The 20,231-nt window shown below is 64.9% G+C and carries 22 protein-coding genes; 15 read left to right on the plus strand and 7 right to left on the minus strand.

What is annotated here, in order from left to right; genetic code table 11:
• Positions 1–3: 3 nt before the first annotated feature.
• Positions 4–258 carry a hypothetical protein gene (locus ACYVF5_RS07350; RefSeq protein WP_460944829.1) on the minus strand — a complete coding sequence of 85 codons (255 nt, stop codon included), beginning with the start codon at positions 256–258 and terminating at the stop codon, positions 4–6.
• A 155-nt stretch (positions 259–413) separates the two neighbouring features.
• Here ACYVF5_RS07350 and msrA point away from each other — a divergent pair, with 155 nt between their 5' ends.
• The 5 genes from msrA to ACYVF5_RS07375 all read left to right on the plus strand — a co-directional run bounded on the left by msrA (position 414) and on the right by ACYVF5_RS07375 (position 4,386).
• Entirely contained in the window at positions 414–935 is a 522-nt protein-coding gene (gene msrA / locus ACYVF5_RS07355; RefSeq protein ID WP_460944831.1) for a peptide-methionine (S)-S-oxide reductase MsrA, read from the plus strand.
• Positions 936–1,118: 183 nt separating this feature from the next.
• Complete coding sequence (ssb, locus tag ACYVF5_RS07360; protein ID WP_460944833.1) at positions 1,119–1,640, plus strand: single-stranded DNA-binding protein; 522 nt, start codon at positions 1,119–1,121, stop codon at positions 1,638–1,640.
• A gap of 100 nt (positions 1,641–1,740) precedes the next feature.
• On the plus strand, positions 1,741–2,220 hold the full coding sequence (locus ACYVF5_RS07365) for a DUF6993 domain-containing protein (protein WP_460944835.1): 480 nt from the start codon (positions 1,741–1,743) through the stop codon (positions 2,218–2,220).
• A 4-nt stretch (positions 2,221–2,224) separates the two neighbouring features.
• A complete protein-coding gene (ettA, locus tag ACYVF5_RS07370) occupies positions 2,225–3,907 on the plus strand; it encodes an energy-dependent translational throttle protein EttA (protein WP_460944837.1) in 1,683 nt (560 codons plus the stop codon).
• A gap of 17 nt (positions 3,908–3,924) precedes the next feature.
• Positions 3,925–4,386: an acyl-CoA thioesterase gene (locus ACYVF5_RS07375; RefSeq protein ID WP_460944839.1), complete on the plus strand. Its 462-nt coding sequence runs from the start codon at positions 3,925–3,927 to the stop codon at positions 4,384–4,386.
• 34 nt (positions 4,387–4,420) lie between these two features.
• Here the strand turns inward: ACYVF5_RS07375 and ACYVF5_RS07380 are convergent, their stop codons facing one another.
• A complete protein-coding gene (locus ACYVF5_RS07380; RefSeq protein ID WP_460944840.1) occupies positions 4,421–5,293 on the minus strand; it encodes an acyl-CoA thioesterase in 873 nt (290 codons plus the stop codon).
• Between the two features lie 49 nt (positions 5,294–5,342).
• On the opposite strand from ACYVF5_RS07380, the gene ACYVF5_RS07385 reads away from it, so the two are divergent.
• A complete protein-coding gene (locus ACYVF5_RS07385; protein WP_460944842.1) occupies positions 5,343–6,002 on the plus strand; it encodes a hypothetical protein in 660 nt (219 codons plus the stop codon).
• Between the two features lie 293 nt (positions 6,003–6,295).
• Here ACYVF5_RS07385 and ACYVF5_RS07390 read toward each other — a convergent pair whose 3' ends face one another.
• Positions 6,296–6,688 carry a globin gene (locus ACYVF5_RS07390; protein ID WP_460945309.1) on the minus strand — a complete coding sequence of 131 codons (393 nt, stop codon included), beginning with the start codon at positions 6,686–6,688 and terminating at the stop codon, positions 6,296–6,298.
• 28 nt (positions 6,689–6,716) lie between these two features.
• Positions 6,717–9,263 (minus strand): aminopeptidase N, encoded by a 2,547-nt coding sequence (gene pepN, locus ACYVF5_RS07395; RefSeq protein WP_460944844.1) that lies wholly within the window; start codon positions 9,261–9,263, stop codon positions 6,717–6,719.
• A 76-nt stretch (positions 9,264–9,339) separates the two neighbouring features.
• On the opposite strand from pepN, the gene ACYVF5_RS07400 reads away from it, so the two are divergent.
• The 4 genes from ACYVF5_RS07400 to ACYVF5_RS07415 all read left to right on the plus strand — a co-directional run bounded on the left by ACYVF5_RS07400 (position 9,340) and on the right by ACYVF5_RS07415 (position 12,773).
• The gene (locus ACYVF5_RS07400; protein ID WP_460944846.1) at positions 9,340–9,954 is read left to right on the plus strand and encodes a mycothiol-dependent nitroreductase Rv2466c family protein; all 615 of its coding nucleotides are present in this window, start codon (positions 9,340–9,342) and stop codon (positions 9,952–9,954) included.
• Between the two features lie 154 nt (positions 9,955–10,108).
• Positions 10,109–10,597 carry a ribose-5-phosphate isomerase gene (locus ACYVF5_RS07405; RefSeq protein ID WP_460944848.1) on the plus strand — a complete coding sequence of 163 codons (489 nt, stop codon included), beginning with the start codon at positions 10,109–10,111 and terminating at the stop codon, positions 10,595–10,597.
• 46 nt (positions 10,598–10,643) lie between these two features.
• Positions 10,644–11,639, plus strand: a complete 996-nt coding sequence (locus ACYVF5_RS07410; RefSeq protein WP_460944850.1) for an Fpg/Nei family DNA glycosylase — start codon at positions 10,644–10,646, stop codon at positions 11,637–11,639.
• A 54-nt stretch (positions 11,640–11,693) separates the two neighbouring features.
• The gene (locus ACYVF5_RS07415; protein WP_460944852.1) at positions 11,694–12,773 is read left to right on the plus strand and encodes a hypothetical protein; all 1,080 of its coding nucleotides are present in this window, start codon (positions 11,694–11,696) and stop codon (positions 12,771–12,773) included.
• Positions 12,774–12,879: 106 nt separating this feature from the next.
• Here the strand turns inward: ACYVF5_RS07415 and ACYVF5_RS07420 are convergent, their stop codons facing one another.
• Positions 12,880–13,365, minus strand: coding sequence for a Dps family protein (locus tag ACYVF5_RS07420; protein WP_460944854.1), 486 nt, complete (start codon positions 13,363–13,365; stop codon positions 12,880–12,882).
• A 174-nt stretch (positions 13,366–13,539) separates the two neighbouring features.
• Between ACYVF5_RS07420 and ACYVF5_RS07425 the strand changes: the two genes are divergently transcribed.
• From ACYVF5_RS07425 to ACYVF5_RS07440, 4 genes are read left to right on the plus strand one after another with little or no spacing between them, the layout of a single operon-like run.
• Positions 13,540–15,183: a multicopper oxidase family protein gene (locus tag ACYVF5_RS07425; RefSeq protein WP_460944856.1), complete on the plus strand. Its 1,644-nt coding sequence runs from the start codon at positions 13,540–13,542 to the stop codon at positions 15,181–15,183.
• Positions 15,173–16,666: a sensor histidine kinase gene (locus ACYVF5_RS07430; RefSeq protein ID WP_460944858.1), complete on the plus strand. Its 1,494-nt coding sequence runs from the start codon at positions 15,173–15,175 to the stop codon at positions 16,664–16,666. The genes ACYVF5_RS07425 and ACYVF5_RS07430 overlap by 11 nt, the downstream gene beginning before the upstream one ends.
• Before the next feature lie 50 nt (positions 16,667–16,716).
• Positions 16,717–17,388: a response regulator transcription factor gene (locus ACYVF5_RS07435; protein WP_460944861.1), complete on the plus strand. Its 672-nt coding sequence runs from the start codon at positions 16,717–16,719 to the stop codon at positions 17,386–17,388.
• Between the two features lie 24 nt (positions 17,389–17,412).
• Positions 17,413–17,946 carry a gamma carbonic anhydrase family protein gene (locus tag ACYVF5_RS07440; protein WP_460944863.1) on the plus strand — a complete coding sequence of 178 codons (534 nt, stop codon included), beginning with the start codon at positions 17,413–17,415 and terminating at the stop codon, positions 17,944–17,946.
• 98 nt (positions 17,947–18,044) lie between these two features.
• On the opposite strand, the gene ACYVF5_RS07445 is transcribed toward ACYVF5_RS07440, so the two are convergent.
• Positions 18,045–18,212: a hypothetical protein gene (locus ACYVF5_RS07445; protein ID WP_460944865.1), complete on the minus strand. Its 168-nt coding sequence runs from the start codon at positions 18,210–18,212 to the stop codon at positions 18,045–18,047.
• A gap of 246 nt (positions 18,213–18,458) precedes the next feature.
• Positions 18,459–18,995: a VOC family protein gene (locus ACYVF5_RS07450; RefSeq protein WP_460944867.1), complete on the minus strand. Its 537-nt coding sequence runs from the start codon at positions 18,993–18,995 to the stop codon at positions 18,459–18,461.
• A 176-nt stretch (positions 18,996–19,171) separates the two neighbouring features.
• Between ACYVF5_RS07450 and ACYVF5_RS07455 the strand changes: the two genes are divergently transcribed.
• Positions 19,172–19,954 (plus strand): IclR family transcriptional regulator, encoded by a 783-nt coding sequence (locus tag ACYVF5_RS07455; RefSeq protein WP_460944869.1) that lies wholly within the window; start codon positions 19,172–19,174, stop codon positions 19,952–19,954.
• The last annotated feature ends 277 nt before the right edge of the window (positions 19,955–20,231 follow it).

Consider the following 20,231-nt stretch of genomic DNA (forward strand, 5'->3'; position numbering starts at 1 on the left):
GGGTCAATTGTCGGTCAGGCAATCGACGGCGTCGTCGATCGCCCAGAAACGACCGAGGTCGACGAAGCGCGACGAGAGTGTGTTGAACCGTTTGGCGATGAACACATCGCCCTGTGCGGTGTTGCTGCGTTCGAGATGCCCGATCACCCGGCCGTCGGGCGCGATGACCCGCCAGAGGAACTCGTTCACGCCGACGAGTTCGACCCGCGTGCGGTGTAATGGCAGAGCGGTGCGCGTCATCGTGGCACGTGTGGTCATGTTTCCTCCTGACTGTGTGGCATGTCGCCCTGCTGAGAACGCTACGGGTGACCACCGACATCGGGAATCCCATGTCGGCCTGGTGCGTTGCTCTGTATGGTTGCTGCCAGAACCCGATGACCGTCGGGTCGTTCGGCAGGGCAGAAGGGGTCGACATGCACAGCTACGTACTCGCAGGAGGATGCTTCTGGTGTCTCGACGCGGTCTACCGCACCCTCGACGGCGTCACGGATGTCGTCTCCGGATACACGGGCGGAGCGACGCCCTCTCCGAGTTATGAGGCCGTGTGCACAGGCAGCACGGGCCACGCGGAGGCCGTGGAGGTGACGTTCGACGAGAACCGCATCCCGTCTGAGATCATCCTGGATGCCTTCTTCACCCTGCACGACCCGACCCAGCTGAACCGCCAGGGGGCAGACGTCGGAACGCAGTACCGTTCGGCGATGTTCTACCGCGACGACGGGCAGCGCGAGGTCTTCGAGGCCGCACGCGACCGCGCGCGTGAACTGTGGGGTGACGGCGTTGTGACCGAGATCGCACCCCTCGGGGTTTTCTACGAGGCAGAGGAATACCACCAGGACTTCTTTGCCAAGAATCCCACCCAGGGCTACTGCATGGCCGTTGCCGCTCCCAAGGTCAGCAAGGTCAGGCGCGCGTTTATGGAGTACGCCAGGTAGCTCCTGCACATCGGCGGTCGTCAGTCGGGCTTTTCCACACAAGTGGAAGAGCCCGATTCTGCGTACCAGGCAGGCGCCACACTCGAGATACGGCTTCGGGAGCGGCCCACCCGGCACGAGCGCCGCTCCCGGAGCCGCCGCCGTCGGAGATTCCGACGAGGTGTGTTTCAGAAGGAGGATGTTATGACAGACAGCATCACGCTCACCGGCCTCGTGGCAACGGACCCGCAGGTGGTCACACCACGCGACGACCTCGAGATCACGACGTTCCGGCTGGCATCGAACCAGCGGCACTTCGATCGTTCGACGGGCGCCTGGGTCGATCGCGAGACGAACTGGTACACCGTGTCGATGTACAGGCAGCTGGCCAGGAACGCCTACCGGTCGCTTCACAAAGGCGATCGCGTCGTCGTCAGCGGGCGCCTGCGCATCCGTCGTTGGGAGAAAGAAGACAGGCGTGGCACGAGTGTCGAAGTCGACGCGGATGCCGTCGGCCATGACCTGCTCTGGGGAACCGCCGTCTACACGAGATCACCGCGTGAGGGTGGCACTGCACCGAGTCCGCCGCCGACCGAGGCTGCTGCTCGGGGCGGTGAGGGCGTGACGGCCACCGGAGACCACGGCGCCGGTGACGCCGGTGACGGAGCCGTGTGGACGCCGGTGACACCTGGTGGAGCGACGGTTCCCGCTGACACCCCGTTCTGAGGTGGTCCCGCATAGACTCGTACGGTGCTGTTATGTCGTCAGCCGGCATTCAGACGACACGCCGCCCGTGGCGTGTGCTGCATGATGATGAGAGGGCGGAATGCGAAGAACTACCAGCGTCAGGCGTGGGGGAGTCGGCGTGCTCGCCGTTGTGCTCTGCGCATTGGTCACCGCGTGCTCCTCGCCTGCACCGACACCGTCGCGCGATGCGACGCCGACGCCGTCCGCGACGGCGACAGAACCGCCTCCGGTCCTGATTCCCGCCGGCACCGCCGACGACAACAAGCCGTTCTTCGACCTGATCAATTCCCAGACGCTCGCGGCCACACCCGAAGCCGACGGTCGTGCGTTCATCGACGGCCTTGCGGCGGCGGGATTCGACAAGGCGGCCATGGAGGTCACGAGCGACACCACAACGCTCGGCCAGGCGGCCGATTCGATCATGTTCTCTGTGCGCTGGGGCGAGGAATGCCTCATCGGCCAGAACGGCCCGGGAGTCGGCGGGTACCACTCGACAGTGCAGGCGGTGCTCGGCACCGGCAAGTGCCTCGTCGGTGCCACCCGCCCGATAGACTGGTAGCAATATGGCTGAATACATTTACTCGATGGTCAGAGCCCGAAAAGCAGTGGGCGACAAGGTCATCCTCGATGACGTCACGATGTCTTTTCTGCCCGGTGCGAAGATCGGTGTGGTCGGGCCGAACGGTGCGGGCAAGTCGACGATCCTCAAGATCATGGCCGGCTTGGACACCCCGAGCAACGGCGAGGCCAAGCTCAGCCCCGGCTACTCCGTCGGCATCCTGATGCAGGAGCCGGAACTCGACGAGTCGAAGACGGTTCTCGAGAACGTCCAAGAGGGCGTCGGCCCGATCAAGGGCAAGATCGACCGCTTCAACGAGATCTCGGCGGCCATGGCTGAGCCCGATGCCGATTTCGATGCGCTTCTCGCCGAAATGGGCACGCTGCAAGAGGAGATCGACGCGGCGGATGCGTGGGATCTCGACTCACAGCTCGACCAGGCCATGGACGCCCTGCGCTGCCCGCCCGCCGACGCGCTGGTCGCCCCCCTCTCCGGTGGAGAGAAGCGCCGCGTCGCGCTCTGCAAGCTGTTGCTGCAGAAACCTGACCTGCTGCTGCTCGACGAGCCCACCAACCACCTCGATGCCGAGAGTGTGCTGTGGCTCGAACAGCATCTCTCGAAGTATCCAGGCGCGGTTCTCGCCGTGACGCACGACAGGTACTTTCTCGACCATGTGGCCGAGTGGATCGCAGAAGTCGACCGCGGACATCTGTATCCCTACGAGGGCAACTACTCCACCTATCTCGAGAAGAAGCAGGAGCGGCTGAAGGTCCAGGGCAAAAAAGACGCCAAGCTGTCCAGGCGTCTCGCTGAAGAGCTCGAATGGGTTCGCTCCAACGCCAAGGGCCGGCAGGTGAAGTCGAAGGCCAGGCTGGCCCGGTACGAAGAGATGGCCGCCGAAGCGGAGCGCACGAAGAAGCTCGACTTCGAAGAGATCCAGATCCCCGCGGGTCCCCGGCTCGGTCAGGTTGTGCTCGAGGGCAAGAAACTGCAGAAGGGCTTCGACGAGCGGATCCTCATCGACGGGCTCTCGTTCTCGCTTCCACGCAACGGAATCGTCGGAATCATCGGGCCGAACGGGGTCGGAAAGACCACGCTCTTCAAAACGATCGTGGGACTCGAACCCCTCGACGGCGGTGAGCTCAAGGTCGGCGAGACCGTCAAGATCTCGTACGTCGACCAGAGCCGCGGCGGCATCGACCCGAACAAGACGCTGTGGGAGGTCGTTTCAGAAGGACACGACTACATCCAGGTCGGCAACACGGAGATCCCGTCTCGTGCCTACGTCTCGACCTTCGGGTTCAAAGGTCCAGATCAGCAGAAGAGGGCAGGCGTGCTCTCCGGCGGTGAGCGCAACAGACTGAACCTCGCACTCACCCTCAAACAGGGCGGCAACCTGCTCCTGCTCGACGAGCCGACGAACGACCTCGACGTCGAAACGCTCTCGAGCCTCGAGAACGCGCTGCTCGAGTTCCCCGGCTGTGCAGTGGTCATCACGCACGACAGATGGTTCCTCGACCGCATCGCCACGCACATCCTGGCGTATGAGGGCACGGACGACAACCCGGCCAACTGGCACTGGTTCGAGGGCAACTTCCAAGCATACGAAGAGAACAAGATCGAACGCCTCGGGCCGGATGCAGCGCGCCCGCATCGTTCTGCCTATCGCAAGCTCACCCGCAGCTGACCGCGGCACGAGCGGTTATGCGCGTACACGTTCCGATCCAGTTGCGCTGGGGTGACCTCGATGCGTACAACCATGTGAACAACGTCGAGGTGATGCGGCTTCTCGAAGAGGCCAGGGTGAGGACCTTCTGGGAGACGAGCGCAGACGCCGGAGGGGTCGGCTCGCCGCTCGCGGTGATCGACGCCGGGCCGACAGCGGCCACGAACACCCTGATCTCGCGTCACGAGGTCGAATACCTCGTGGCGCTGCCCTACCGGGGCGACTCGGTGGATGTCCAGCTCTGGATCGGCCGCATCGGCGGAGCGAGCCTCGATGTCTGCTACGAGGTCGTCGTCGACGGCACGGTCCATGTGAAGGCGTCGAGCACGATCGTGCTGGTCGATTCAGCATCGGGCAGGCCTCGTCGTATCACGAACGCCGAGCGTGCCGCATGGCAGCCGTACCATGAGCCGCCCGTCGAGTTCAGGGGCCGCCGTTAGCGGAGCCTCGCCGCTGTGATCCAGGCGGTCACCCTCACGTGCGCGTCGGAACCCTCACCATGCCCTCTTGCGCCACTGTCGCGAGAAGGGCGCCGTCACGACTGAAGAACTGCCCCTGGGCGAGCCCTCGTCCTCCGGTCGCACTCGGTGATTCCTGCACATACAGCATCCACTCGTCCACTCGTGGCGGCCGGTGCCACCACAGAGCGTGGTCCAGGCTCGCGATCTTGAGGTCCGGTGTGGTCCAGGCGATCCCGTGTCGCCGCATGATCGGCTCGAGAAGCGAATAGTCGCTCGCATAGGCGAGGGCGGCGCGGTGCAGCTTGTCGTCGTCGGGCAACGGGGCGATCGCCCGCATCCACACGGCGTTGCGGGCCACGTGTTCGCCGTCGACGGCAAGATATATGGGCGAGGGAATATGACGAAGGTCGAACGGCCTCTCATAGGCCCAGTTCTGAGCGAACGGATGATCGAGGTGACCGAGAAGGTCAGCCGCGGTCGGCAGGCTCTCGGGTTCGGGCAGATCCTCCGGCATGGCGTGTTGATGCTCGAACCCGGCGTCGTCGATCTGGAACGATGCGATCATCGACAGGATCGGGAGACCCCTCTGATAGGCCTGTGTGCGTCTGGTGGAGAACGACCGTCCGTCGTGGATCCGATCCACCGAGAACGTGATGGATTCTGAGACGTCACCTGGCCGCAGGAAGTACCCGTGTGTCGAATGGACGATCCGGTCGTCCGGAGTGGTGCGCATCGCTGCGACGAGGGCCTGCGCGAGAACCTGCCCGCCGAAAACCCGCCCTCGTGGCATCCATTGCGAGGAACCGGTGAAGATGTCTTCACTCGTGCGTGCTCCGGTATCGGTCAGGTCAAGCGCCGCCAGCAGATCCTCGATCGGATGTGTCATCGTTCTCCTCGGAATGAGCGGTGCGCTCTCTCAGATAGTTTAGGAGCAGATGAATGACGTATTCGCCCTCGCAGACGCCGAGTCCCTTTCCGACCTCACGGTCTTTCTGTCGCGCGCCAAGCGTCTCGATGACACCGCGATCCGGGTGATCGCCACGGCCGGGGCGCTCGCTGTCTATGCCCCTGTGCTGTACCCCCGCGGCCTGCTCGACACGAGTCCGGCTGTGCTCGGGTTGCGTGTGCTCCGTGAGCTGGACCGGGCGGAGTTCGACAGGGTGATCTCGCCCGGCAGCCTGTTGGAGCGCACGGCCCGCGCCGAAAGTCAGGGGCCGCCGTTTGCGATCGGGATGCCGCCAGGAGAGGTCAGGGTGAGCTGGTCGGGGATCGCTCCTCCACGCGGCGGATGGCGTCGCGCAGGCGACGTGCCGGCGGACACCCTCGCGGCCGTCGCCCGTGAGGGGGCGGCCGAGATCGCCGCAGCCCTTCCCGAGAACGTCGGCGACCACATCGTGCAGCGTGTGCGGTCAGGGGTGTGGTCGCGACAGATCGACGGGAATCCCGGGCTCGTGGCCGGTGCGGCATTCGCCGCCGAAAGCCTCGGATTCCTCGCCGGGAGCGAGGAGATACCCGTATTCGTCTCCGGCGACTGGATGAGGGTGAGCCCCAGGCGAGGTCATGTGCTCGTCCGTCGGCACTCCCGCGGGGTCTGACGCAGGATCAGAGCTGGGCGGCGGCCGCGCGGCGCGCGGCACGCCCAGAGAAGTTGCATCCATGTCCTGTGCACACCTTCGGAGATTGAGCCCTGAAACGTCCGCCCCACCGTCCCGAGAGCCCAGAAACGAAAATTCTCCGAAGTTGTGTGCGCGCAGCGGGTCTACGACGAGGAAGACAGTGAGGTCGACCGGTTACACCGAACCACTAGCGGGTTGTCGTATCCCACGGCGGGGGGTCTCTCGGCAGGCTCGACCGGTGGGTGGGGTCGGCAGGCTCGACCACCGTCCGCTCAGCCGTCGAAGGTGTTCACCATCGCGTGGGCGGCGCGCTCCAGATAATCCCAGAGCGTGGCCTCGTGAACCGGAGACAGCTCGAGCGAGTCGACCGCAGCTCGCATGTGCGTCAGCCAGCGGTCCCTGGCGTCTGGGTTCACCGCGAAGGGCATGTGGCGCTGCCGCAGGCGTGGGTGGCCACGGGTCTCGCCGTATGTCGTCGGTCCGCCCCAGTACTGCTCCAGAAAGAGCAGCAGGCGCTCTGCGGCCGGCCCGAGGTCTTCTTCGGGATACATCGGTTTCAGCACCGGGTCGTCTGCGACACCGCGATAGAACTCCGTGACGAGTTTTTCGAAGGTGGGCCGACCGCCCACCTCGTCGTAGAAGGATGCTGAGGGAAGAGGGGTCATACGTCTGCCTGTGTCGTCTGTGGTCTCATCAGCCACGGGCGTCGCGAGCCTGCGCCTTGAGCGCGCGCTCGACGCCAGCGAGATTCTCTGTGACGAGCCGGCGCAGCGCGGCGGGCTCCGGGTTCGCGTCGAGCCAGGCTCGGGTCGCGTCGTGCAGCCTCTGATCGGCAAGGGGTGCCGGATAGAAGCCCACGACGATGTACTCGGCGATCTTGTAGCTTCTGTTGTCCCAGATGGACTGCAGGATGTCGAAATAGTCGTCTACGAACGGCGCGAGCAGTTGTGTGTCTGCGGCCCGCTGGAATCCGAGACCTGTGCTGCGCACAATCGTGTTGGGCAGTTTGTCGGTCTCTGTCACGGATGCCCACGCCGCGCGCTTGCCCTCGGGCGTCGGCAGTGCAGCACGCGCGTGGGCAGCCGACTGCTGACCCGTCGCCGTGTTGTCCGTGGCGAGCGCCGCATCGATCTCGGCTGCGCCCGAGCGCCCGCCGGCGACGAGCGCGATCAGAAGCTCCCAGCCCAGGTCGGTGTCGATGTCGAGACCGTCGAGGGTGACGGCTCCATCCAGCAACGCGGAGATCGTGTCGAGATGCTCGTCTGTCGATGCGATGCCGGCGAAGAACTTCACGAACTGGAACTGCGCGTCACTCCCGGCTTCCGCTTCGCGGGCGAGGGCCCAGAGCTGCGTCGCCACGTGCTCCGTCGTCGCCTTCTGCCTCTCAGGCGCCACGTAGCTCGTCGCGGCCAGGATGAGCTGGTTGAGGGTCGTACGGATCGTCGTCGACTCTGTTTCGCTTGCGATGTTGCCGAGCACCAGGCGCACGTAATCGCTCGCGGGAGTCTCTGCGTCTCTGGTCGAGTCCCAGACGGACCCCCACACGAGAGCCCGCGCGAGCGGGTTCGAGATGCTCGCGAGGTGCTCGATCGCGACCTCGAGTGACTGCTCGTCGAGGCGGATCTTCGTGTAGGCGAGATCGTCGTCGTTGATGAGCACAAGGTCGGGACGTGTCATTCCGACGAGATCGGGAACATCCGTGCGCTCACCGTGCACGTCGAGCTCGACGCGGTGCGTGCGCACGAGGCTGCCGTTCTCGAGAGAGTAGAAGCCGACGGCGAGGCGGTGAGGCCGGATCGTCGGATAGTCCGCCGGCGCGCTCTGCAGCACGGCGAAGTCGGTGATCGTTCCGTCATCAGCGGTGACGATCGCCGGGCTGAGTGTGTTCACCCCGGCGGTCTCGAGCCACTGCGCGGACCAGCCCGAGAGGTCGCGACCGCTTGTCGCCTCGAGCTCTGCGAGCAGATCGCCGAGCTCGGTGTTCCCGTACTCGTGCTTCTTGAAGTAGGCGGCGACGCCAGAGAAGAAAGCCTCTTCGCCGACCCAGGCCACCAGCTGCTTCAGCACGGAGCCGCCCTTGGCGTAGGTGATGCCGTCGAAGTTCACCTGCACGTCTTCGAGATCGTTGATCGTCGCCACCACGGGGTGGGTCGACGGCAGCTGGTCCTGACGGTACGCCCAGCTTTTCTCCATGGCCTGGAACGTGGTCCAGGCTTCCGTCCATTCGGTGGCCTCGGCGGTGGCGATGGTAGACGCCCATTCGGCGAAGGACTCGTTCAGCCACAGATCGTTCCACCACTTCATCGTGACGAGGTCGCCGAACCACATGTGTGCGAGCTCGTGCAGGATGGTCACCACACGACGTTCCCTGATGGCATCCGTCACCTTGGAGCGGAACACGTAGATCTCGGTGAAGGTGACGGCTCCCGCGTTCTCCATGGCTCCGGCGTTGAATTCGGGCACGAAGAGCTGGTCGTACTTCTCGAACGGATAGGCGTAGTCGAATCGTTCCTCGAAGTAGGCGAATCCCTGGCGTGTCTTCTCGAAGATGTAATCGGCGTCCAGAAACTCGGACAAGCTTTTGCGAACGAAGATTCCCAGGGGGATGACACGTTCGTCCCTGCTTGTGAGCTCGCTTCTGACAACGTCGTACGGGCCGGCGATGAGTGCAGTGATGTAGCTGGAGATCACCGGGGTCGGGGCGAACGTCCACGTCGAGTACGATCCACCGGCGGGAACCGGTTCGGGGGTTGGCGAGTTCGACACGAGCTGCCAGTTCGACGGCGCGGTGACCGTGAACTGGAACGTCGCCTTGAGGTCGGGCTGCTCGAACACAGCGAACACTCGTCTCGAGTCCGCGACCTCGAACTGCGTATAGAGATACACCTCTCCGTCTGCCGGGTCGACGAAGCGGTGCAGTCCCTCGCCGGTGTTCGTGTAGGCCATGTCTGCGTCGACGATGAGCTCGTTCTGGTCGCGCAGGTCGTCGAGCTGAATGCGGATGCCGTCACTCACGGCATCCTTGTCGAGTTCCGTTCCGTTGAGCGTGATGCTGTGCACGGTCTGCGTGAATGCGTCGATGAACGTTGAGCTGCCTTCTCGGGCGGTGAACCTGACAGTTGTTGTGCTGCGGAACGTCTCAGCGCCCGTCGTCAGGTCGAGCACAACGCCGTAGCTCTCTGTCTGCACAACCGCCTTGCGTGCGCTCGCCTCTGCTCGGGTCAGGTTCTCTCCTGGCACTGAAACTCCTCATTCGTCTGGATCGTGTCCGAATCTCAAGCGTAGTCGAGGCGTTCCGGCCCTCTAAGCTCGAATCATGACTGACTCTGTGCGTACTGCGGTTGATTTCTGGTTCGATCCGTCGTGCCCGTGGGCCTGGATGACATCCAGATGGCTCGACGAGGTCGCCAGGCAGAGACCCATCGATGTGACCTGGCACGTGATGAGCCTGGCGGTGCTCAACGAAGACAAAGAAGTCTCCGAGGACTATCGGGCGTTCTTTCCTCGGGCGCTTCGCTACACCCGCCTCGTCACCGCCGTTGCAGAGAGATCAGGGCGTGAGCACGTCAAACCGCTCTATGATGCTCTCGGCACGCGCATACACCCCGGCGGGTCGAAAGACGCTGACGCGGTGATCGCCGAGTCCCTCGCCGAACTCGGTCTGCCCGCCGATCTCGCGGCCTTCGCCGATTCAGACGAGTACGACGCGCAGATGCGCGCGTCTCATTTCGACGGCATCGAGCGCGTGGGCCAGGATGTCGGCACGCCGGTCATCGCCGTCAACGGCGTCGCATTCTTCGGTCCCGTCCTCTCGCCCGCGCCCAAGGGTGAAGAAGCCGTCGCCCTGTGGGACGGCGTCGTGGCGGTGGCGGCGTATCCGGGGTTCTTCGAGCTCAAGCGCAGCAGGACGGTCGGCCCGCGGTTCGATTGAACGCTGTTTCCACTCGATTGAACGCTGTTTCCTCGCCGATGATCCGCAAAACGCCCCCTCTCTGTGACCTTTCCGGACGCGGGGGCGCGTTGCGCCGGCCACCGCGGTCCGGAAAGGTCACAGAGAGGCACGACGGGACGGGCAGAATAGAGCAATGCGCATTCACATCGGCACCGATCACGCCGGGCTGGAGTTCAGCCGGCACCTTGAAGAACATCTCACCGCGGCCGGCCACGAGGTCGTCGACCATGGTCCGGCCGAGTACGACGCCCTCGACGACTACCCGTCGTTCTGCATCAACGCCGCTCTCGGGGTCGTCGCCGACCAGAAGGCGGGAACAGAGGCGCTCGGTGTGGTCTTCGGAGGCTCGGGGAACGGCGAGCAGATCGCCGCGAACAAGGTGGACGGCGCACGGGCGGCGCTGGTCTGGAACCTCTCGACGGCACTTCTCGCCCGGCAGCACAACGATGCCAACCTGATCTCGATCGGGGCGAGGCAGCACACCGTCGATGAGGCCGTGGGGTTCATCGACGCCTTCATCGCCGAGCCGTTCAGCGGCGACGAGAGGCACGCCAGACGTATCGCGCAGATCGCGGAGTACGAGTCCACCGGTGTTATCGCCGGTAAAGGCGTCGACGGCTGACGGGATCCGAGTCGCGTTACGCGGCCAGACGAGTGGGAGAGCAACGATGCCTGAGGGCCATTCCGTGCACAGGATCGCGCGCCAGTTCGCGCACAATTTCGTGGGGCATCCTGTGACCGTGTCGTCGCCCCAAGGCCGCTTCGCCGAGGGAGCCGCGATGCTCGACGGCCGAACGGTCACCGATGTCACTGCTGTCGGCAAACAGATGTTCATGGAGTTCGACTCCGGCGTCTGGTTGCGTGTGCACCTGGGCATGTACGGTGCGTGGGACTTCGCGGGTGAAGTGTCGGCCGATCAGACGATCGCGTCTGCGAACGGCCGGATGGGGCAGACGAACCAACGCGGTACAGACCTGGCGCTCACTGTGCTCGACAAGGCGGGGGAGAACTCGCTCTCGAGCATCGGTGCTCCGCGCAAAGCTCGAGTTCGGATGTCGGAGCAGACGAAGGGCGACACCGATGTCGACTGGGACTCTTTTCCGCCAGACCCGGTCGGCGCGGTGAGGGTGCGGCTGCTCACCGAGCACACGGTGGCCGACCTGCGCGGCCCGACGGCGTGCGAGGTCATCGACGCGGCGCAGATGCAGCGTGTGATCGACAAGCTCGGCCCTGATCCTGTGCACGACGACAGCCGAGAGGCCGAAGACCGCTTCACGGCGGTCGTGCGACGCAAGCCGACGCCCATTGGACTTCTGCTGATGGACCAATCGGTTGTCAGCGGCATCGGAAACGTCTATCGGGCCGAACTGCTCTATCGGGCTCGACTGAACCCGCATACGCCGGGCAAACAGGTTCCCGAAGAGCGGGTCAGGGCGCTGTGGCAGGACTGGGTGAGACTGCTGACGATCGGGATCGAGACCGGCCAGATGATGACGATGGACGACCTGTCTCACGACGACTATGTCAAAGCGATGGCCCACCGCAGCGACAGGCACTGGGTCTACAAACGGGAAGGCCTCCCGTGCCGGGTCTGCGGCACGAACATCGTTCTTGAAGAGATGGGCGCCCGCAAGCTCTACTGGTGCCCCAACTGCCAGCGCTGAGCACGGCCGCGGGTCGCGAATCTCAGTGAGCGGGCAGAGCGGATCGGCGGCACCGTGGCTCATCTGAGGCTCAGGGCCGCCAGACCGGGTTCGGGCGTTCGTGTGGTTCTCGCCGGTGCGACGCTGGCGCGGCCCGACCGGCCCGATGCCTCTCGAGTGGATATCGTCATCGTCGACGGAATCGTCACGGAGTTCGTGGCGGTGTCCGCGCGGCATCCGTCGCCGTCATCGCTGTACGACGGCGCTGAGATCGTGGATCTCGATGGCCGGTACGTGCTGCCGGGCTTGCGTGACCACCGGGTGCGCTTCGACGCCTGGAGTCGGGCCCGGTACGGCGAGACACCACGAGAGACCGAGACCGCCACTGATGACGAGGTGGTGAACGCCGCCCGGCGTGCGGCTGCGCGCGGAGTGACGGGCATCGTCGACGAGTCTGCCGTCTGGAACCTCGACGTGTGGGCGCAGCGCGCGAAGAACGGCAACAACCTGCTTCGTGTCGACGTGATGATCCCGCCTCACGGCCTGGGCCGAGCCGTCTCAGAGGGGCTGTCGACGGGCGACGTGCTACCGCACACCCACGGGCTGGTGCGCGTGGGCCCGCACCGGCTGGTGTGGTCAGACCCGGTCGCGACGCTGACGGGCATGGCGGCAGCGGCAGCTGCCGGGATCGATGTCGCGGTGACCGCCCGTGCCACCGCCGACGGCTCGGCCATCGCCCGGCTGTTCGAGCGCACAGGAGCGCACGGCGGCGTCGACCTGGCGGTCGTCGCCGAAAACGATCTCGCCGCCCTGGCACGGGTGCCCGTCACCCTCATCTCGCTGCCGCCGCACCCCCGCATGGCGGCGGCCGGGCGGGCAGGCGCCCGAATCACACTCGGTTCGGGAGCACCGGCGGCGCCCCTCGACCCCTGGGTCTCGCTTGCCGCCGCCGTCTTCGGCGCTGCCACGCGTATGCCCGTGGCAGCGGCGCTGGCCGCCTCGACGGCCACAGGCTCTGCGGATGTCGCCCCCGGCGACGTCGCCGACCTCGTCATCACAGAACACGACCCTTACCGGGCATCCGCCGAGGAACTGGCATCCATGCCCGTGACGGCCACCCTGGTGAACGGTCGCTTCACCCACCGGCTGATCTAGCCGCGGACGATTCACGGGTGCTGGTCCGGCGGCCGGTCGATGCCCGCCGTCTGAGACGACGACGGGCCGGGTCGACGCGCGACCCGGCCCGTTCACCCGTGACTGGCTACTTGCTGACGTGAGCCACCAGGAACCAGCGGTCCTTCTCGAGGCCGCGCGCGATTTCGATGGCGACGTCCTGGCTGGTCTGGTCGATCTCATCGAGTTCGTCGATGGCCGTGCGCACAGCGACGAGCGCGGCGTCGATCTGCGCGACGACCTCGGCGATGGTGTCGTCCGACTGGCGGAATCCGGCCGTCAGCTGCTCTGTTGTGGTCTTCTGCGCGACGGTCTGCAGGCGCGCATCGACGGGGAGCCCGAGAGCCACGATCCGCTCGGCGGCATCGTCTGCATAGCCCTGTGCATGAGCGACCACGTCATCGAGCAATTCGTGCACTCCGACGAAGTTCGCACCGCGCACGTGCCAGTGGGCCTGCTTGCCGTTCACGACGATCGCGGTGAGGTCGATGACGACGGGGGCGAGGAACTGGGCGACGCCGGCGGCGACATCCGGGTCGATCGAAGACTGTGTGACGGTGGTCGTGTTGGTCATTGTGCTTCCCTTCATGAGGTGTGATATCCACGGTACTCGGCGTGCGAGCGCGCGCAAGCAAGACAAGGCTCTGCTAACCCGCTCACAGGCGGTGTCCAGGCGGGGGTTTTCCCCCGTATCGATTCGGATGCGGGCCGGATGTCACGCGAGACGCCTCGACGCGAGGCTGGAGCCATGCTGAAAGAACCATCGCCTCGTCTCTCGCCGGCACACACCCGCGGCCCGCGTGCGCCACGTCGACGCTTCGCCACCATCGGGGTGTCGTCGCTCATCGTCGGAGCCATCGGCCTCACGACGGTGCTGAGCGCGTGCGGTGCTTTCGAGAATGAGCCGATCTCAACCGTCGGAGAGATCGAGTTCGACACACCCCTCTCGATACCGCCGCTCGCCGAGTCGAGTGTCGACGGCAACGGCGTGCGGCACTTCGCCCTCGCGGCACAAGACGGTGAGAGCGACTTCGGCCAGGCAGAGCCGACGGCGACCTGGGGTTTCAACGGAGCCTATCTCGGGCCGACGATCGTCGCGGATGCCGGTGAGCGCGTCGCCGTCGAGGTCACCAACCGGCTCGATGAACCCACCACCGTTCACTGGCACGGCATGCACATTCCGCCGGAGATGGACGGCGGGCCCCACCAGATGATCGACCCGGGTGAGACCTGGACGCCCGAGTGGGCCATCGACCAGCGGGCCTCGACGCTGTGGTACCACCCGCATCCGCACGGCAACACAGAGGAGCACGTGCGAAAAGGGCTCGCCGGCATGTTCATCGTTCGCGACGACGCCGAGAGGTCCTATGGTCTGCCGGACCGATACGGTGTCGACGACGTTCCCGTCATCGTCCAAGACGCGCAGCTCGACCAGAACGGACAGCTTCGGCTCACGGGGGGATCCTTCGCCGGAGTGCTCGGCGATGACCTGCTCGTCAACGGCACAGTCGGCCCCTTCTTCAGCGTGACGACCGAGGTGGTGAGGCTGCGCCTTCTGAACGGATCGTCGGCCAGGAGCTACAACTTCGTTTTCGCCGATGACCGCGAGTTCGCGCTCATCGCGAGCGACGGCGGTCTGCTCGACGCGCCGTTGACGACATCCGCCGTTCAGCTCTCGCCGGGCGAGCGTGCTGAGATCCTTGTGCGGATGGATCCGGGAGAGAACGTTGTGCTTCGTTCTGCGGAGCAGGACCTCGGCGGAGCTCTGTCGGTCATGGGCCCGAGCGGAACCGGTGACACCTTCGACGTGCTCGAGCTTCGAGCTGCCGATTCGCTCGAGGCGCGGGGGAGGGCCCCGTCGGCGTTCGAGCCGATCGAACGGCTGGACGAGTCGACGGCGACCGTGGAGCGCAGCTTCACCCTCGACGGCACGCAGATCAACCAGCAGAACATGGACCTGAAACGCATCGACGAGGTGGTCGAGGTTGGTGCGACCGAGATCTGGACGGTGCGGAACGGCATGGCGGCGCCACACAACTTCCACGTGCACGATGTGCAGTTCCAGGTTCTGACCATCGGTGGCGATGCGCCGCCGCCTCAGCTGGCCGGGTGGAAGGACACCGTCTATCTCGAGCCGAACACCGACTATCGGCTCATCATGCGATTCGAGGATTACGCCGACCGGAACATCCCGTACATGTACCACTGTCACCTGCTCGCGCACGAAGACCGGGGAATGATGGGCCAGTTCGTGGTGGTCGAGCCGGGGCAGTCGGCGGGAACCCCGCCGGCGGCCCACGCGGGCCATACAGGCCGAGCGGACTCGGGCGGCGACACCGGCGCGGGCGGGTTCGGCCCGCGCGAGACGACGGGAGAGGATCATGAGCACTGACGCGGGCGGCGCGATGGGCGCCGAGATCAATACCGAGATCAACACCGAGATCAACACCGAGACGCGCACTCAGGTGCGTGACGAAATGAGCGAGATGAACGCCACCATTGGCACCACAGAGCGTGGTTCTGCCACTCTTGACAGCATGAGCGCAGATCCCGGTCAGCTGCGGCGCGGCTACGGGGCGCTGTGGCGCACGGTGCCCCGTGAGCTCGGCTTTCTTCTCCTGACGATGCCGATCGCCATCATCGGGCTCAGCCTGCTCTCACCGGTCTTCCTTTCGGGGATCGGGATGCTCGTCATCGTGCTCGGCCTGTTCTTCGTCGTCGCGGCGCTGTGGATGGCTCGCGGGTTCGGCACCCTCGAGCTGGCGCGACTCGGTGCCTCCGGGCGCCCGCCCATCGCCCGGCCGGGCTGGAAGCGCCCGCGCGCCGGCTCGGGGTTCTGGCGCACGATGCTCGTCCCGTTCTCCGACGGCCATTACTGGGCGTACCTGCTTCACGGTCTCATCGTGAATCCGATCGTGAGTGTGGTCACCTGGTCGATCACCATCGTCTGGACCACAACAGCGCTTTCCGGCGTCACGTACGGGGCCTGGGCATGGTCGTTCCCGCAGGGCGAGCGCGATTTCTCTCTTCCCGAGGTTGTGCTCGAATGGATGCTCAGACGGTCCATCGACGTCGACACGTGGACGCTTGAGATCGTCTTCTATCTGATCCTCGGGGTGATCTTCACGCTGACGCTTCCGTTCGTCACCCGCGGCCTCACCACGCTGCACCATCTGATCGCCGGCGGGATGCTCTCGCGCTGGTCGACCGAAGACCTCGCCGAGCAGGTCACACGACTCGACGCCTCGCGAGGAGCCGCGGTCTCGGCTGAGGACCAGTCGATCCGGCGCCTCGAACGTGACATCCACGACGGGCCGCAACAACGCCTCATCCGCCTGCAGATGGATCTTGCGGCCGCAGAACGCAAGCTCGACTCCGATCCAGAGGCCGCGCGGGCGCTCATCGCCGAGGCGAACAGCCAGGCGCACGCCTCACTCGATGAGCTGCGGGCGCTTTCCCGCGGCTTCGCTCCGCCGATCCTGCTCGATCGCGGCCTGCTCGAGGCCGTCAGGTCGGCGGCAGCGATGAGCGGGATGCGGGTGACAGTGGACTCCAACCTCGACGCATCCGCTCGTCTGCCGGGCGAGATCGAGCGGAATGTGTATTTCGTGGTGGCCGAACTGCTTGTCAACGCCACAAAGCACTCGGCGGCGACAAACGTGTTCGTCCGTCTGCACATCGGCGAACCGTCGACGGCAGGCGGGCAGGCTCTGCTGCTCGAGGTGAGTGACAACGGTCGAGGGGGAGCGGTGGTCGCCGATCGCCACGGCCTGTCCGGTCTGCGAGACCGGATCACCGGGCTGCGGGGTTCGTTCACCGTGGAGAGCCCGGCAGGCGGGGGAACACGTGTGCACGCATCCGTGCCTCTTCCCTGATCGACAGGGGGTGGCGCACGTTCCTGCCGGGTGACGCGTAGTCTTGTCGCGTGCATAGCGACGACCGACCGCGTGGCGCCCCTCTTCGTGTCGCTCTCGCAGACGACTCGGTTCTTTTGCGTGAGGGACTCGTGCGCCTGTTCGATGAGGCCGGATTCGAGACGGTCGGCTCGTTCGGCGACGCGGACTCGCTGATGGCGGATCTCGAGACGAGCGCTCCCGATGTTGTTGTGCTCGACGTGAGAATGCCTCCCGACTATCGCGACGAGGGGGTGCGGGCGGCCGTCGGGATCCGACGAGAGCATCCGGGGACCGGCGTTCTGCTGCTCAGTCAGTATGTCGAGGCGAGCTACGCCGCCGAGCTTCTCGAGTCGGCAGATGGCGGGGTGGGCTACCTGCTGAAGGATCGGGTCACGTCTCTCGACGAGCTGAAGGATGCCGTGACACGCGTCGCAGAGGGCGGCACGGTGCTCGACCCCCAGGTGGTTCGCGAGTTCGTGGCACGCAGGCGTGACCCGCTCGACGAGCTGACTCCGCGGGAGCGTGAGGTTCTCGGGCTGATGGCAGAAGGCCGCACGAACCAGGGCATAGCCACACAGCTCGTCATCGGCGTGGGGGCGGTGGAGAAGAACGTCACATCGATCTTCTCGAAGCTCGGTCTCGAGGATTCCGGGTCAGATCATCGACGGGTCCTGGCCGTGCTCGCCTTTCTGCAACGCTGATGCCACAGGCGATAGCCTGACGGCATGACGTATGAAGAACACCCCGGAATCGTCCCGCTGCGCGGCACGCCGGCTCCTCGCATCGCCGACGACGTGTTCATCGCAGACGGCGCGCGCGTGGTCGGCGATGTCACCATGCATCCGTCGTCGAGCGTGTGGTACAACGCCGTGCTGAGGGGTGACTACGCGAGCATCGAGCTCGGCGAGGGGAGCAACATCCAGGACGGCGTCGCGGTGCACGTGGATGCCGCGTACCCGGTGCGCATCGGAGCAGACGTGTCAGTGGGGCACAACGCCGTGGTGCACGGGTGCACAATCGGCGACCGGGTGCTCATCGGCATGGGCTCGGTTGTGCTGAGCGGTGCGGTGATCGGAGACGAGTGCCTCATCGCTGGGGGAGCGGTTGTGCTCGAAGGCACTGTTGTTCCTCCGCGTTCTCTCGTCGCGGGTGTGCCGGCGAAGGTCAGGCGCGAGCTCACCGACGACGAGGTCGCGTCGATCACCGAGAACGCGCGCCGCTACGTCGCGAATGCGCTGCACCACGGCGAGACCGCGTAGCCGGTCGCGCCACCGCTACTACATAGACCTCATTCCGAGGAGAGGAGAACGGCCCGAGAAGAGGACGATCTCGCGTTTCCGTCCATTTTGTCGAGTCGTTATCCTTCACTCGCGCCGCCAGCCCCGCGCCTATGGCGCCGCATGGCCGCACCGAGGCTCGTCACGCACGCGATGAGCAGGGCCGCGCCGAGCCCGAAGCGCCCGGCCGCCAGGGCGATCGCCGCTGCGACGAATGCGACGACCCCGACGATGCTCCAGATCTTCACGAGAAACAGCGCGCAGCCATCGCGCCGGCGTTCCCCAAATCGTCCCAGCACCCAGAAGGGTCGGTCCACCCGAAGCCATCTCGATATCGTGGGCGTGCGCTCGCGGGATCGTCATTCGAGCCAGGAGGAACGTTTGATGGGAGGGGGGTTGCGGAACGCACTGTTGTTGTCCTCTCGGCATCGATCTCAACACGCTACAGGGCGAACGAGCACTCGCCCATCCCACGTTCGAGTACTGCAGAAGTACTACAGTTCGCGCCGATAGAAGTCTGTGCCGTCCCAATCCAGGGCGGTGCGATAAATGCGCGTGTAAAAGGCCTCTTGGGCCGGATCCATGCTGATGAGTTCTGTCATGCCCGGCAGTTCTCTCGTGGTGTCGATGTAAGCCACTCGCGCTCTGCTCGGCAGTACGTCTTCGAACGCCACGTCGAACCCCATGGATCCGTATCTGGCGATGTCCTTGTCGATGTCGGTCGAAGCCACTCCCCAGTGATGAAATCCATAACCCCTGGCTTCGACGATCTCCCGGTACACGGAAGGCACATCGTTGTGCTGCTGAACCAGCTCGATCATCGTGTGACCGTTGAATGTTCGCGCCAACGTAAGCTCCACCTCGGTGGGCTGCCCCCGGTACAGTGCGGAGCTCGCGGTGAACGGCCCTCGAACCAGCCATGGGCCCACCGCGAAGATCTCCGTCCACCTGCGTGCAGCCTCATAGGCGTCTGGCACCGTGTAGGCGTACTGGATGATACCGCCGGGAGGCTGACCGAAGTCCAGGAGCATAGAGGTCTCTTTCTGTCTCTGCCGTAGCGCTGAATCGGCCTCCACGCGCCCGAGATTTCAAAAGCTGAAATTTACCTCATATAATGAGATGCCGTCACTGTACAGCGACGCACGGGCCGTTGGGAACCCCGGTGTGTCATGTGCTTCGCTTCGAAGCACTATCACCGGGAGGTCACATGAGCGCGAAGGCATCGGAGCGGAGGCAACCGTCCTTACAGACGGTCGACAGGGCGTTGTCAGTCCTGGAGTTCGTGGCTAGATCACCGGAGCCACCCACCATCAGGGGTGTCGCGGAAGGTTTGACGCTGAACATCACAACGTGCTATCACCTTTTTCACACTCTCAACTCGAGGGGATATCTGCGTCGCGACACTGCGCTGCGATTGCATCTTGGCAACAAGATCGCCGGTCTGTATTCCCAGTATCGGGATAAATACCCGGTGTTGAGCGATCTGAGCAGGATCATCGACGGCCTTGCCGCTGATACTGCGGAGACGGCGTACCTGTCCGTACTGGAGGACGGGGCACTCGTGGTGCGCGTCCTGGTGGAAGGATCACATGCGCTGAAGGTCGGAGGGTTATATCTCGGACTCAGCGGTCGCGAGCACCAAAGGGCGTCGGGCAAGGCGGTCCTGCCTCACCTGCCTGCGCCCGAACGCGAAGACATTCTTGCCAGGGCCCTTGCTGATCTCCCCGAGGATGAGCGCGCCGTAAGGCTGGCGAGATTCCGTGAAGAGATGGGTCTAGTGATCCAACGCGGATGGTCCATCGACGATCAGGAGTCCGATCTTGGAGTGGTGAGCATCGGATGTCCCGTCTTCGCGGAGGACGGCAGGGTCTACGGCGCTCTGGGCGTTGTTGGTCCGTCCGTCCGCATGGAGGCCTCGCTTCAGACCTATATCGATACCGTCAAGGCGGCGGCCGGGGAAGCTGGCGCAGCTCTATCGGGCTGGCACTGAGCCCAGCGCACGTCGTCTGCGCGACAATCGGATCGTCCGGCCGGTGCCAAGACGATCCTTCGCCTGTCTCCCACTGAGTTCAGTATTTGAAATGTATTGCATCTATTGACATTGCGGGAAACTGCGAGCTACCTTGCTGGAACCACAGGGTTGGACGTGGAGGTCGTCACCGGGACGAGCTGGTTCTCGTCAGGGCGACCACGCCCAGCGACCCTTACTCCTCAATAGGACGATTGGACTCGACGATGAGCACTATCGGAACAAGCGGTGGGACCCC

Source organism: Okibacterium endophyticum, assembly GCF_054780075.1.

Bases quoted from the DNA above. Each gene is read 5' to 3' on its own strand.
- ACYVF5_RS07350 (WP_460944829.1), bottom strand. From the start codon at position 258: ATGACCACACGTGCCACGATGACGCGCACCGCTCTGCCATTACACCGC.
- msrA (WP_460944831.1), top strand. From the start codon at position 414: ATGCACAGCTACGTACTCGCAGGAGGATGCTTCTGGTGTCTCGACGCG.
- ssb (WP_460944833.1), top strand. From the start codon at position 1,119: ATGACAGACAGCATCACGCTCACCGGCCTCGTGGCAACGGACCCGCAG.
- ACYVF5_RS07365 (WP_460944835.1), top strand. From the start codon at position 1,741: ATGCGAAGAACTACCAGCGTCAGGCGTGGGGGAGTCGGCGTGCTCGCC.
- ettA (WP_460944837.1), top strand. From the start codon at position 2,225: ATGGCTGAATACATTTACTCGATGGTCAGAGCCCGAAAAGCAGTGGGC.
- ACYVF5_RS07375 (WP_460944839.1), top strand. From the start codon at position 3,925: ATGCGCGTACACGTTCCGATCCAGTTGCGCTGGGGTGACCTCGATGCG.
- ACYVF5_RS07380 (WP_460944840.1), bottom strand. From the start codon at position 5,293: ATGACACATCCGATCGAGGATCTGCTGGCGGCGCTTGACCTGACCGAT.
- ACYVF5_RS07385 (WP_460944842.1), top strand. From the start codon at position 5,343: ATGAATGACGTATTCGCCCTCGCAGACGCCGAGTCCCTTTCCGACCTC.
- ACYVF5_RS07390 (WP_460945309.1), bottom strand. From the start codon at position 6,688: ATGACCCCTCTTCCCTCAGCATCCTTCTACGACGAGGTGGGCGGTCGG.
- ACYVF5_RS07400 (WP_460944846.1), top strand. From the start codon at position 9,340: ATGACTGACTCTGTGCGTACTGCGGTTGATTTCTGGTTCGATCCGTCG.
- ACYVF5_RS07405 (WP_460944848.1), top strand. From the start codon at position 10,109: ATGCGCATTCACATCGGCACCGATCACGCCGGGCTGGAGTTCAGCCGG.
- ACYVF5_RS07410 (WP_460944850.1), top strand. From the start codon at position 10,644: ATGCCTGAGGGCCATTCCGTGCACAGGATCGCGCGCCAGTTCGCGCAC.
- ACYVF5_RS07420 (WP_460944854.1), bottom strand. From the start codon at position 13,365: ATGACCAACACGACCACCGTCACACAGTCTTCGATCGACCCGGATGTC.
- ACYVF5_RS07425 (WP_460944856.1), top strand. From the start codon at position 13,540: ATGCTGAAAGAACCATCGCCTCGTCTCTCGCCGGCACACACCCGCGGC.
- ACYVF5_RS07430 (WP_460944858.1), top strand. From the start codon at position 15,173: ATGAGCACTGACGCGGGCGGCGCGATGGGCGCCGAGATCAATACCGAG.
- ACYVF5_RS07440 (WP_460944863.1), top strand. From the start codon at position 17,413: ATGACGTATGAAGAACACCCCGGAATCGTCCCGCTGCGCGGCACGCCG.
- ACYVF5_RS07450 (WP_460944867.1), bottom strand. From the start codon at position 18,995: ATGCTCCTGGACTTCGGTCAGCCTCCCGGCGGTATCATCCAGTACGCC.
- ACYVF5_RS07455 (WP_460944869.1), top strand. From the start codon at position 19,172: ATGAGCGCGAAGGCATCGGAGCGGAGGCAACCGTCCTTACAGACGGTC.